Here is a 12393-nt window from a genome sequence, read left to right as displayed (position 1 = left end):
CGTCAGGCGCTGCCGTGACGCGGCGCCTGCGTGGAGCGGTGTCGCATCCGCGCGTCGTTCTCGGCCTCGGCGAGGCGTAGCGCCTCGTCGAACGGGACGCCGTGGAGCAGGCGGTGGCGCAGGTGGCGCAGAACAGCATTGTGCCCGGACGGGTCCGTGCGCACCTGATTGGGCAGGCGTCGTCCGTTGCGCATCACCGCCATCGGGTTCGACGGCGGCGCGACCATGAACGGATCGATCGCGAACGCGAAAGTCGCGTCGATCCCCGGGGGTTCGGGCGTGATGCAGACGAGCGCATCGCCGAGCGCGATCACCGAATGCGCGACATAGGTGTCGCCGACGATGCGCCAGCCATGGACCGCGACGACCTGCCCGGGCCAGCGCGCGGCGGCGTCGAGCACGTTGCGGTGGCAGCGGTGCGGCTGGCCCGCATGGCGCGCGCGTTCGAGCACGCCGGCCTTTCGCACCGTGGTACGGTCGAGCCGCGCGAGCGCGGCGGCGAGCTGGCGCTCGCGCTTCACGTCGCTGGCGAGGGCGATCGCGATCGTTCGCAACATGTGCGCGGTCCGCGGATCGGCATCGGGCGACGTTGCCATGACGGCAGCGTAATCCACGGTCGTGGATCTTGCCAAGTGGCTCTGTTTGCACAGGATATGCTGCGCCGCAGCGATGCCCGTCGCGTCCGGTAAAGGAGTCATGTCCCGGCGAGACACCGTCACCCCCGATCGAGGTCGGGGTGACGGGACAAGTTCAGTCGGCCGCATCCTCGTTTGCGACGCGATCCTGGTAGAATTTCTCGACCACGTCCCACGCTTCCTGCGCGGTTTCGACATAGTGGAAGATGCTCAGGTCCTTCTCGCTGACCACGCCTTCCTCGACCAGCGCTTCGAAGTTCACCACGCGGTCCCAGAATTCGCGGCCGACGAGGAGGACGGGGATCGGCTTGATCTTGCCCGTCTGGATGAGCGTCAGCAGCTCGAACAGCTCGTCGAAGGTGCCGAACCCGCCCGGGAATGCGGCGAGCGCGCGGGCATGGAGCAGGAAGTGCATCTTGCGCAGCGCGAAATAGTGGAACTGCACCGACAGCGACGGGGTGACATAGGGATTGGGCGCCTGCTCGTGCGGCAGGACGATGTTCAGCCCGATCGATTCGGCGCCGACGTCCGCCGCGCCGCGGTTCGCCGCCTCCATGATCGAGGGGCCGCCGCCCGAGCAGACGACGAACTGGCGCTGGCCGTTCTCGTCGCGGGGCAGCTGGCTGACGAGGCGGGCGAGCTCGCGCGCGACATCGTAATATTTGCTTTTCGCGACGAGGCGCTCGGCGATGCGGCGGCCCTTCTCGTCGGTCGCCATATCGAGCATCGCCTGCGCCTTGACGGGCTCCGGGATGCGCGCCGAGCCGTAGAAGACGAAGGTGGAGGCGATGTGCGCCTCGTCGAGGACGAGCTGCGTCTTGAGGAGCTCGAGCTGGAAGCGGACCGGGCGGAGATCCTCGCGCAGCAGGAAATCCATGTCCTGGAAGGCGAGCTTGTACGCGGGATGCTCGGTCTGCGGCGTGGAGATCGCGGTCTTGGCGCTCTCGGCGTCCTGCTTGGCGGGCGCGAAGACGCGGCTGGGTACTCGTGTGTCTGTCATTACGACGGAGGTATAGAAAGACGCAGGCCTGCGCTAGCGGCAGAAATTCGCGCGGTCGTCTTCGAGATGGAGGTGGTTGCGGTGCGCGGCGTTGTAGTCGGGGCTCAGCACGGTGCCGAAGCGCTTGCAGGCGGAGGCGCGGATCGTCTGGAGGAAGCGGCGGACGTCGGGGTCGGGCGAGGACCAGTCGTTCAGGATCGTGATGCGGCGGCCGTCCTTGAGCGCGAACCCGCCGATGTCGATCGCGTTGGCCACCGCATGGCCCGAGCGGCGGCCGGTGTTGCCTGCCGAGCCGACGACGTTGCGGCAGGCATAGCTGCCCATCGAATCGATCCGCGCGAGTTCGCTGCCGAGGATCTGGTAGGCCGCGGGCGCGACCGCGTTGCGCGCCCATGCGGCGAACGCGCGCGCCTCGCCGCAGCGGATCGCGCCGAGGTTTGCGGTGGGGACGCCGATGTCGAGCAGCTTGACGGTGCCGACGAGGCCGCAGCCGGGGGAGAATTGCTTGTCGGGGAGCGGCTGGAAGTCGACGCCTTCGGCGCGCAGGTCGGCGAAGCACTGGCGGGTCTCGCGTTCGGTCGGGCCAGCGGCGACGCGCGCCGGCGGCGCGGCGGGGCGTTCGGAGCGGCCGCAAGCGGCGAGGGTGAGTGCGATGCCAAGCATGATGGTGATACGCAAACCTACCCCCGTTTGCGCTGAGCCTGTCGAAGCGCCGTTCTCCTTTCGCGCAGGTCGCAGCAGGAGGAAAGCAGCCCTTCGACAGGCTCAGGGCGAACGGAGGTTGGGGTGCGACAAGGGATAACCTTGTCGCTGCCATACCCCGGCGCAGGCCGGGGTCCAGGCTCGGCGTGCAGCGCCGAATGCGCTACCGCGCATGATTCTTGTTGGGACTGGGCCCCGGCCTTCGCCGGGGTACGGCCCATGCGGCGCAAGGCGACATTTTCATTTGCCACCCTCGTCAACCGCCTCTAGGGGCGTCGGCGGGCCACGCCGTCCCAACGCGGCGCGTGCTCTCTGTGAGGAGAGATACATTGACGGATACCGCGACCGCACCCGTTACCGGTGCGCCTATCAAGCCGAGCGTGAAGCCGGCTCGCCCCTATTTTTCTTCGGGACCGTGCGCCAAGCCTCCGGGCTGGGATGCGTCTAAGCTCGCTGCCGATTCGCTCGGCCGCTCGCACCGCTCGAAGATCGGCAAAACCCGCCTCGCCTATTGCATCGACCTGATGCGCGAGCTGCTCAAGCTGCCCGACACGCACCGGATCGGGATCGTTCCGGGCTCCGACACCGGCGCGTTCGAGATGGCGATGTGGACGATGCTCGGCGCGCGCCCGGTGACGACGCTGGCGTGGGAGAGCTTCGGCGAGGGCTGGGTGACCGACGCGGTCAAGCAGCTGAAGATCGATCCGACCGTGATCCGTGCCGAGTACGGCCAGCTGCCCGACCTGACGACCGTCGACTGGTCGACCGACGTGCTGTTCACCTGGAACGGGACGACCAGCGGCGTGCGCGTGCCGGATGCGGACTGGATCCCCGCGAATCGCGAAGGTTTGTCGTTCGCGGACGCCACCTCGGGCGTGTTCGCCTACGATATCGACTGGACGAAGATCGACGTCGCGACGTTCAGCTGGCAGAAGGTGCTGGGCGGCGAGGGCGCGCACGGCGTGCTGATCCTGGGGCCGCGCGCGGTCGAACGACTGGAGAGCTACACCCCCGCATGGCCGCTGCCCAAGGTGTTCCGCCTCGTGTCGAAGGGCAAGCTGGCCGAGGGCGTGTTCAAGGGCGAGACGATCAACACCCCGTCGATGCTGGCGGTCGAGGACGCGATCTTCTCGCTGGAATGGGGCAAGTCGCTCGGCGAGGGCGGGCTGATTGCGCGTTCGGATGCGAATGCGGCGGCGCTCGACCGGATCGTCGCGGCGCGCGACTGGCTGGGGCATCTGGCGGAGGACGCGGCGTCGCGGTCGAAGACCAGCGTGTGCCTGACGGTCGCGGGCGCGGACGAGGCGCTCATCAAGGCGATGGCGTCGCTCCTCGAGAAGGAGGGCGCGGCGTTCGATATCGCGGGGTATCGCGATGCGCCGGCGGGTCTTCGGATCTGGTGCGGCGCGACCGTCGACACCGCGGATATCGAGGCGCTCGGGCCGTGGCTCGACTGGGCCTACGCGACCGCGCGCGCGGCCTAGCCTTTCCACCCCGGCGGAAGGCCGGGGCCCAGCTACGGAGCGACCGCGACGTGCGTTGCGCTCCATTTTTCCTGACATCCCAACTGGGCCCCGGCCTTCGCCGGGGTACGGAGTATTCGAAATGCCCAAAGTCCTTATCAGCGACAAGATGGATCCCAAGGCCGCGCAGATCTTTCGCGAGCGCGGGGTCGAGGTCGACGAGATCACCGGCAAGACGCCCGAAGAGGTGATCGCGATCATCGGCGACTATGACGGGCTGGCGATCCGCAGTTCGACCAAGGTGACCAAGGCGATCCTCGAGGCCGCGACGAACCTGAAGGTGGTCGGGCGCGCCGGAATCGGCGTCGACAATGTCGACATCCCCGCCGCGTCGGCGAAGGGCGTCGTCGTGATGAACACCCCGTTCGGCAACTCGATCACCACCGCCGAACACGCGATCGCGCTGATGTTCGCGCTCGCGCGCCAGCTGCCCGAGGCGGACGCCTCGACGCAGGCGGGCAAGTGGGAGAAGAACCGGTTCATGGGCGTCGAGCTGACGTCCAAGACGCTGGGGCTGATCGGCGCGGGCAATATCGGATCGATCGTCGCGGACCGTGCGCGCGGGCTCAAGATGAAGGTGATCGCGTTCGATCCGTTCCTGAGCCCCGAGCGCGCGATCGAGATCGGCGTCGAGAAGGTCGAGCTCGACGACCTGCTGGCGCGTGCCGACTTCATCACGCTCCACACGCCCTTGACCGACCAGACGCGCAACATCCTGTCGGCGGAGAATCTGGCGAAGACGAAGAAGGGCGTGCGGATCGTCAACTGCGCGCGCGGCGGGCTGATCGACGAGGCGGCGCTGAAGGCGGGGCTCGATTCTGGGGATATCGGCGGCGCGGCGCTCGACGTGTTCGTCGAGGAACCGGCCAAGGCCTCGCCGCTGTTCGGCACGCCGAACTTCGTCAGCACGCCGCATCTGGGCGCGTCGACGACCGAGGCGCAGGTGAACGTCGCGATCCAGGTGGCGGAGCAGATGGCGGACTTCCTCGTCAACGGCGGCGTCACCAACGCGCTTAACATGCCGAGCCTGTCGGCGGAGGAAGCGCCCAAACTCAAGCCGTACATGGCGCTGGCGGAGAAGCTGGGCTCGCTCGTCGGGCAGCTGACGACGGGGTCGATCGGGCGGATCTCGGTCCACACCGAGGGGGCGGCGGCCGAGCTCAATCCCAAGCCGCTGACGCAGGCGGTGCTGGCGGGGTTCCTGCGGACGCAGACCGACACCGCCAATATGGTCAACGCGCCGGTACTGGCGCGCGAGCGCGGGATCGAGGTGCGCGAGGTGCGGACCGAGCGCGAGGGCGACTATCACACGCTGCTGCGCGTGTCGGTGAAGACCGAGAGCGGCGAGCGATCGGTGGCGGGCACGCTGTTCGGCGACGCCGCGCCGCGCGTCGTCGAACTGTTCGGGATCAAGGTGGAGGCCGATCTGGCCGGCCCGATGCTGTACGTCGTCAACGAGGACGCCCCGGGGTTCATCGGGCGGCTGGGCACCGCGCTGGGCGAGGCGGGCGTCAATATCGGGACGTTCCATCTCGGGCGGCGGCAGGCCGGGGGCGAGGCGGTGCTGCTGCTGTCGGTCGACGAGCCGGTGACGGCGGAGCTGCTGGCAGCGGTGAAGGCGCTGCCGGGCGTGAAGACCGCGATGGGGTTGTCGTTCTGACATACTGACCGTCATGCCGGGCTTGTTCCGGCATCCACGGTGCCGCATGAGCCGCCGCGATTGGCTGTGCGGCACGGTGGATGCCGGGACGAGCCCGGCATGACGAAGAGGTAGAGATGAGCGCACTCCTCCCCGAAGGCTTTCGAGACCGCCTCCCGCCGTTCGCCGACGCGGCGGCGGACGTGGAGGCGCGCGTGCTTGGGGCGATGCGGCTCCACGGGTATGAGCGCGCGGACCCGCCGCTGGTGGAATTCGCCGACGCGCTGGCGTCGCGGCTGAAGGCGGGCGGGCTGCACGACGCGGTGCGGTTCGTCGATCCGGTGGGGCAGGCGACGCTGGCGATCCGGCCCGACCTGACCGCGCAGGTCGCGCGGATCGCGGCGACGCGGATGGCGCATCACCCGCGCCCGGTCCGGCTGAGCTATGCGGGTTCCGTCGTGAAGCTGCGCGCGCCGCAACTGGCGCCCGAGCGGGAGTGGCGGCAGATCGGGTGCGAGCTGATCGGGCTCGACTCGATCGCTGCGGCGCGCGAAATGGTGGGCGTCGCGGTCGATGCGCTTGCGGCGGGCGGCGCGACCGGCGTTTCGATCGACTTTACCTTGCCCGACGTCGTGGACGTGCTGGCGGCGGGGCCGCTGCCGGTCGCAGCAGACCGGATCGCGGCGCTGCGCGACCGGCTTGATGCCAAGGATGCAGGCGCGGTCGCGGCGATCGCGCCCGAATATCTGCCGCTGATCGATGCGGCGGGGCCGTTCGCGACCGCGATCGAGCGGCTGCGCGCGTTCGATATCGGCGGCGTCCTGGCGACGCGGATCGCGGGACTGGTGGCGATCGCGGACACGCTTGGCGATCGTGTGGCAATGACGCTCGATCCCACCGAGCGGCACGGGTTCGAGTTCCAGTCCTGGCTCGGCTTTTCCCTGTTCGTGCACGGTGCCTCGCGCGAGGTCGGGCGGGGCGGTACGTATATGGTCGTACATGAGAGCGGCGCGGAAGAGGCAGCGATGGGGTTTTCGCTCTACGCCGACGCGCTGGTCGCGAACGCACGGTTGCCGGCGCGACGGCGGCTGTTCGTGCCGGTCGATGCGCCGGTCGCGGCTGGTGCGGCGATGCGCGCGCAGGGCTGGGTGACGGTCGCCGCGCTCGAGCCGGACGATACGCCGCACGCGCAACTGTGCACGCACATCCTGATCGATGGCGAGGCGCGCGCGCTGACCGATTGACAGTCGCGGCGCCGCGCGGCTACCCGCGCGGCGCATCCTTCGAGAACCATCCGCGTGCCGAGTCCTGTCGAAGGGCGCGCGGATTCGCCCCGGCAGGGGGAGATTTGTACATGGCGAACGTAGCAGTCATCGGCGCGCAATGGGGCGACGAGGGCAAGGGCAAGATCGTCGACTGGCTGGCCGAGCGCGCCGACATGGTCGTCCGCTTCCAGGGCGGGCACAATGCGGGGCACACGCTGGTCGTCGGCGACCAGACCTACAAGCTGTCGCTGCTGCCGTCGGGCATCGTGCGCGGGACGCCGAGCGTGATCGGCAACGGCGTGGTGCTCGACCCGTGGGCGCTGAAGGCGGAGATCGAGCGGCTGGCGGCGCAGGGCGTTGTCGCCACCCCCGAGACGCTGCGGATCGCGGACAATTGCGCGCTGATCCTGCCGTTCCACCGCGACCTCGACGGGCTGCGCGAGGATGCGTCGGGCGCGGGCAAGATCGGGACGACGCGGCGCGGGATCGGCCCGGCGTACGAGGACAAGGTCGGACGGCGCGCGATCCGGGTGTGCGACCTGGCGCATCTGGGCGATCTGGGGCCGCAACTGGACCGGCTGACGGCGCATCACGACGCGCTGCGCGCCGGATTCGGCGAGCCGCCGATCGATCGCGACGCGCTGGTCGCCGAACTGCGCGACATCGCGGGGTTCGTGCTGCCCTTCGCCAAGCCGGTGTGGCGCGACCTGAACGTCGCGCGCGCCGCCGGAAAGCGGATCCTGTTCGAGGGCGCGCAAGGCGTGCTGCTCGACATCGATCACGGGACCTACCCGTTCGTCACCTCGTCCAACACCGTCGCGGGCACCGCCGCCAGCGGATCCGGGATCGGGCCGTCGGGGGTCGGGTTCGTGCTGGGGATCGCCAAGGCGTACACCACGCGCGTCGGATCCGGGCCGTTCCCGACCGAGCTGGAGGACGCGACCGGCGAGAGGCTGGGCGTGCGCGGGCACGAGTTCGGGACGGTGACGGGGCGCAAGCGGCGGTGCGGCTGGTTCGACGCGGTGCTGGTGCGCCAGTCGGCGGCGGTCGGCGGAATCACCGGGATCGCGCTGACCAAGATCGACGTGCTCGACGGGTTCGACGAAGTGCGGATCTGCACCGGCTATCGGCTGGGCGATACCGAGCTCGACTATTTCCCGGCGCATGCGGCGGACCAGGCGAAGGTGGTGCCGGTCTACGAGACGATGGAGGGGTGGCATGAATCGACCGCGGGCGCGCGGAGCTGGGCGGACCTGCCCGCGCAGGCGATCAAGTATATCCGCCGCGTCGAGGAGCTGATCCGTTGCCCGGTCGCGCTGGTGTCGACAAGCCCCGAGCGCGAAGATACGATTCTGGTCCGCGATCCGTTCGCCGACTGATACGAAACCGGGCCCCCGCAGCGATGCGGGAGCCCGGTTCGATTCAGCCATCGATGAAGACGGCTGGGGTCAGCGCGCCTGCGGCGTCGGGGTCGGTGCAGGCGCCGGCGCCGCGTCGGCCGGAGCCATCGGGTCCGCCGGGGTGGTCGACGGCGTCGTCATCGGATCGGCGGGCGCGGGCGTCGTCGTGTCGGCGGGCGGCGTGGCCATGTCGCCCGACTTGCTGCCGCGCGACTTCTTCGCCTTCTTGCCGGTCTGCGGCGTCATCGGGTCGGTGGTGGTGCTCGGTGCGGTCGTCGTCTGGTCCTGCGTCGGCGGGGTGGACGGAGTGGTCGGCGTCATCTGCGCCATCGCGAAGGCGGGGACGATCAGTGCGCCGGCGGCGACAAGGGTGCGAATACGCATGGTATCTCTCCTGGAATTGTGAGGAGAGGACTCCCGGCGCGTCCGCTATGTTCCGCGTGTCAGCCGCACTGGGCGCGGTGGAGCAACGCCTGATCGGCCAGCACCAGCGCCACCATCGCCTCCACCACCGGTACGCCGCGGATGCCGACGCACGGATCGTGGCGGCCCTTCGTGGCGAGTTCGGTGGCGGTGCCGTCGCGCGCGATCGTCTCGACGGGGGTCAGGATCGACGAGGTGGGCTTGAACGCGACGCGGACGCGGATCGGCTGGCCGGTCGCGATCCCGCCCGCGATCCCGCCGGCATGATTGGCGAGGAAGCGCGGGCGGCCGTCGTCGCCGGGGCGCATCGCATCGGCGTTCGCCTCGCCCGACAGCGCGGCGACGGCGAACCCGTCGCCGATCTCGACGCCCTTCACCGCATTGATCGACATGCACGCGGCGGCGAGTTCGCTGTCGAGCTTCGCGTAGAGCGGCGCGCCCCAGCCCGCGGGCACCCCGGTCGCCTCGCACGCGACGACCGCGCCGAGCGAGGAGCCGGCCTTGCGGGCGGCGTCGACGCTCGCCTCCCACCGCGCGGCGGCGGCGGCATCCGGGCAGAAGAAGGGGTTGGCGTCGATCTGCGCATCGTCGAAATTCGCCGGATCGATCGCATCGCCGCCGATCGCCTCGACCCAGGCGCGGACGCGGACCTGCGGGACGACGAGCCGCGCGACCGCGCCGGCGGCGACCCGCGCCGCGGTTTCGCGCGCGGACGAGCGCCCGCCGCCGCGATAGTCGCGAAAGCCGTATTTGGCGTCATAGGCGTAGTCGGCATGGCCGGGACGATAGGCAAGCGCGACGTCGGAATAGTCCTTCGAACGCTGGTCGGTATTCTCGATCATCAGGCTGATCGGCGTGCCGGTCGTGCGCCCTTCGAACGTGCCCGAGAGGATGCGGACGAGATCGGGCTCGCGGCGCTGGGTGGTGAAGCGCGAGGTGCCGGGGCGGCGCTTGTCGAGCCAGGGCTGGATATCCGCCTCGGTCAGCGCGATGCCCGGCGGGCACCCGTCGACCACCGCGCCGAGCGCGGGACCATGCGATTCGCCCCAGGTGGTGAACCGGAAGACGCGGCCGAAACTGTTCCAACTCACGCGGCAGCGATGCGCCGACTGGAATGCGCTCCCAAGCCGGCGAGCATGCCTGCTACCGAAAGGTCTTCGTCGAGCGCATCCCAATGCACTCCGCAAGGCGAAAGCTCGACTGCGTTCAGTAGTTCGCTGGGCGCGCCGAGCAATCGGGGATACCATGCCAGCGGCATTCCCAGCGTTCGCCCGTCGGACAGATCGACCCACATCGTGCTGTCGTCGAACCTTACTGCGGTAGGGCTAACGAAAATGTCCATGCCAAGCGTCCTGGATTTCCTTGCGGCGCGCCTTGACGATAAGCATGACCATCGCAAGATCGCAGCTGTTGAAGCCCCGATTGTACGCCATCTCGATTTCCGCACCAACCCAGAACTTTGCTTCGGCCCCGTCGCCCTTGACGTGGATATGGACGGGTTCGCGTGGCGATCCCTCGAATGAGTAGAAATGGAAGCGAAAGCCGCTTGCGCGAAAGACGACTGGCATCACGACTTTCTCAGCGTGTCCGCTGCAAGCAGCCGACCCGGCTCATCCCCAAAAAACCAAAACGTCCACCCATTAACTGCATGTCCGGTTATCGCCGAACCAGCTGGAGACAGCCCAGAATAGATTGTGCCATTCTGCTCGATCCCGCGTGGCATAACCTGCGCCTGAACTACCCGGCCATCGCGGAAGCGATGCTCAAGAGTCGTTCCTACAGCGAACTTTACGCCTTCGGATTCCCAATGATCTTCGTAACCTGGGGAAGGTTCAGTGTTTGGTTCGTCCTTGGAGAATATCAACAGTCAGCGAACAACGTCCCCTGCCGATTCCTCCTCACTTTTCCGCAAGAAGTTGATTTTCTTCGATGCATCGAAATCGAGCTCAATTATAGCCATTAGTAACTACATTAACGATCAGAGGTCGTCATACTACAAAGAGCGAAATGCTTTAACAGAGAATAGTTTGCTTTATACCAGCGCGATATCCGGGGCGTCCTCCGCCTTCATGCCGATGACGTTGTAGCCGGCGTCGACATGGTGGGTTTCGCCCGTCACGCCGCTTGCCAAGTCGCTGAGCAGGTAGAGCCCGGCGCCGCCGACATCCTCGATCGTGACGTTGCGCTTCAACGGCGAATTGAGCTCGTTCCACTTCAGGATCAGACGGAAATCGCCGATGCCGCTGGCCGCCAGCGTCTTGATCGGGCCCGCGGAGATCGCGTTGACGCGGATGCCGTCGCGACCGAGATCGACCGCGAGATACTGGACGCTCGTCTCCAGCGCGGCCTTGGCGACGCCCATGACGTTGTAGTGCGGAATCACCTTTTCCGCGCCGTAATAGCTGAGCGTCAGCAGCGATCCGCCCGGCGCCATCATCCTGGCGGCGCGCTGCGCGACGGCGACGAAGGAATAGACCGAGATGTTCATCGTCATCAGGAAATTGTCGAGGCTGGTGTCGACGAAGCGGCCGCGCAATTCGTTCTTGTCCGAAAAGCCGATCGCGTGAACGACGAAGTCGATCGTCGGCCAGTCCTGCGCCAGCGCCTCGAACGTCGCGTCGAGCGCCGCCATGTCCGACACGTCGCAATCGAACAGCCGCGCGGTGCCGAGCTGTTCGGCGAGCGGACGAACGCGCTTGGCCATCGCATCGCCCTGATAGCTGAACGCCAGGTCCGCGCCCGCCTCGCTCAACTGCTTCGCGATGCCCCAGGCCAGCGACTTGTCGTTCGCCAGGCCCATGATGAGCCCACGCTTCCCCGCCATCAACCCATTCACTTGGCCACCGCCTCCGTCGTCGTATCAGCCGACACCTTTAGCGCGACCTCGGGCGGTTCCGCCAGTGCCGCGTTCAGATGCGCGCCGAAGACCAGCCCGAGCCCGATCAGGTAGAAGAACAGCAGCATCACGACGACGCCTGCAAGGCTGCCGTAAGTGAGGTCGTATCCGCCCAGCTGCGCGAGGACGACGGGGAGCATCGCGGTCATCCCCACCCACCAGCAGGCGGTGAAGAGCGCGCCGGGCCATTTCTTCGCATCGCTGTAGCGGTATTTGGACGGCGTCACCGAATAGAACAGCATGTAGAGCGCACCGAACATCACGACGCCCGGCACCGCGCGCGAGATGCCGACCCAGGTGGCGGCACCCTCGGCGAAGGGGAGGAGGCGATAGATGAACTGTTCCGCCGCGGTCAGGATACCCTGAATCAGGAACGCGAACAGCGCGATGACGACCGAGAGGATGATCGCGAGCGACAGCCCCAGTCGCGCCTTCCATAGCGGGGCGGTGGCGTGCGTGCCGTAGGCACGGCGGAATATGTCGCGGATCGTCTCGACGAAGCTGCCGACCGTCCACAGGCCGACGAGCCCGCCGAGCCACAACAGCGAGCCCTGCCGCGCCGCCAGCACATCCGAGATCGGTTTGCGCAGGATGTCCGACACGTTGGGCGGCAGGACGTGGAGGAAGGATTCGACCGCGCGCTGCGTCTCGTCGTTCTGGCCGAGCAGCGAGAGCACCGCAGCGGCGACGATGAAGAAAGGAAACACCGTCATCAGCGCCAGATAGGCGAGGTTCCCGGCATGGATGAAACCATCGGTATACACGCCAAGGCCGGCACGCTTGAGGATCTCGAACGCGTAGCTGCCCGGGCGAACCCGCGCGAGTTGCCGATCGAGGCGGACCCTGGCGGTCGCGCGGTGCGTCGCGCGGGCTTCGGGGGTGAGGGCTATGGGGGCATCGGTCACTGCGC

Annotated in this window: 13 protein-coding genes; 4 read left to right on the top strand and 9 right to left on the bottom strand. The window is 67.9% G+C overall.

Annotation, left to right across the window (positions count from 1 at the left end; genetic code table 11):
• Positions 1 to 2 precede the first annotated feature (2 nt).
• The 3 genes from ACV7NO_RS00410 to ACV7NO_RS00400 form a co-directional block, all read right to left on the bottom strand.
• Positions 3 to 596, bottom strand: a complete 594-nt coding sequence (locus tag ACV7NO_RS00410) for a hypothetical protein (protein ID WP_463404066.1) — start codon at positions 594 to 596, stop codon at positions 3 to 5.
• A gap of 154 nt (positions 597 to 750) precedes the next feature.
• On the bottom strand, positions 751 to 1635 hold the full coding sequence (locus ACV7NO_RS00405; protein ID WP_463404065.1) for an LOG family protein: 885 nt from the start codon (positions 1633 to 1635) through the stop codon (positions 751 to 753).
• Between the two features lie 33 nt (positions 1636 to 1668).
• A complete protein-coding gene (locus tag ACV7NO_RS00400) occupies positions 1669 to 2298 on the bottom strand; it encodes an extensin family protein (protein ID WP_463407240.1) in 630 nt (209 codons plus the stop codon).
• Between the two features lie 368 nt (positions 2299 to 2666).
• On the opposite strand from ACV7NO_RS00400, the gene ACV7NO_RS00395 reads away from it, so the two are divergent.
• The 4 genes from ACV7NO_RS00395 to ACV7NO_RS00380 all read left to right on the top strand — a co-directional run bounded on the left by ACV7NO_RS00395 (position 2667) and on the right by ACV7NO_RS00380 (position 8143).
• The gene (locus tag ACV7NO_RS00395; protein WP_463404064.1) at positions 2667 to 3821 is read left to right on the top strand and encodes a phosphoserine transaminase; all 1155 of its coding nucleotides are present in this window, start codon (positions 2667 to 2669) and stop codon (positions 3819 to 3821) included.
• 121 nt (positions 3822 to 3942) lie between these two features.
• Positions 3943 to 5520, top strand: a complete 1578-nt coding sequence (gene serA / locus ACV7NO_RS00390; protein ID WP_463404063.1) for a phosphoglycerate dehydrogenase — start codon at positions 3943 to 3945, stop codon at positions 5518 to 5520.
• A gap of 116 nt (positions 5521 to 5636) precedes the next feature.
• On the top strand, positions 5637 to 6743 hold the full coding sequence (locus ACV7NO_RS00385) for an ATP phosphoribosyltransferase regulatory subunit (RefSeq protein ID WP_463404062.1): 1107 nt from the start codon (positions 5637 to 5639) through the stop codon (positions 6741 to 6743).
• Positions 6744 to 6853: 110 nt separating this feature from the next.
• Entirely contained in the window at positions 6854 to 8143 is a 1290-nt protein-coding gene (locus ACV7NO_RS00380; RefSeq protein ID WP_463404061.1) for an adenylosuccinate synthase, read from the top strand.
• A gap of 69 nt (positions 8144 to 8212) precedes the next feature.
• Here ACV7NO_RS00380 and ACV7NO_RS00375 read toward each other — a convergent pair whose 3' ends face one another.
• From ACV7NO_RS00375 to ACV7NO_RS00350, 6 genes are all read right to left on the bottom strand, one after another.
• Positions 8213 to 8548 (bottom strand): hypothetical protein, encoded by a 336-nt coding sequence (locus tag ACV7NO_RS00375; protein WP_463404060.1) that lies wholly within the window; start codon positions 8546 to 8548, stop codon positions 8213 to 8215.
• A 59-nt stretch (positions 8549 to 8607) separates the two neighbouring features.
• Complete coding sequence (aroC, locus tag ACV7NO_RS00370) at positions 8608 to 9678, bottom strand: chorismate synthase (protein WP_463404059.1); 1071 nt, start codon at positions 9676 to 9678, stop codon at positions 8608 to 8610.
• Positions 9675 to 9929 carry a DUF2442 domain-containing protein gene (locus tag ACV7NO_RS00365; RefSeq protein ID WP_463404058.1) on the bottom strand — a complete coding sequence of 85 codons (255 nt, stop codon included), beginning with the start codon at positions 9927 to 9929 and terminating at the stop codon, positions 9675 to 9677. Before ACV7NO_RS00365 ends, aroC begins: the two co-directional genes overlap by 4 nt.
• Entirely contained in the window at positions 9913 to 10155 is a 243-nt protein-coding gene (locus tag ACV7NO_RS00360) for a DUF4160 domain-containing protein (RefSeq protein WP_463404057.1), read from the bottom strand. The genes ACV7NO_RS00365 and ACV7NO_RS00360 overlap by 17 nt, the downstream gene beginning before the upstream one ends.
• 464 nt (positions 10156 to 10619) lie before the next feature.
• Positions 10620 to 11411 (bottom strand): enoyl-ACP reductase FabI, encoded by a 792-nt coding sequence (gene fabI, locus ACV7NO_RS00355; RefSeq protein WP_463404056.1) that lies wholly within the window; start codon positions 11409 to 11411, stop codon positions 10620 to 10622.
• A gap of 8 nt (positions 11412 to 11419) precedes the next feature.
• Complete coding sequence (locus ACV7NO_RS00350; protein WP_463404055.1) at positions 11420 to 12388, bottom strand: YihY/virulence factor BrkB family protein; 969 nt, start codon at positions 12386 to 12388, stop codon at positions 11420 to 11422.
• Between the last annotated feature and the right edge of the window lie 5 nt (positions 12389 to 12393).

The sequence above is a fragment of the Sphingomonas sp. Ell38C01 genome (assembly GCF_055231975.1).
Note: the sequence above shows the minus strand (reverse complement) of the source record. Positions and strands in the feature narration are given on the sequence as shown.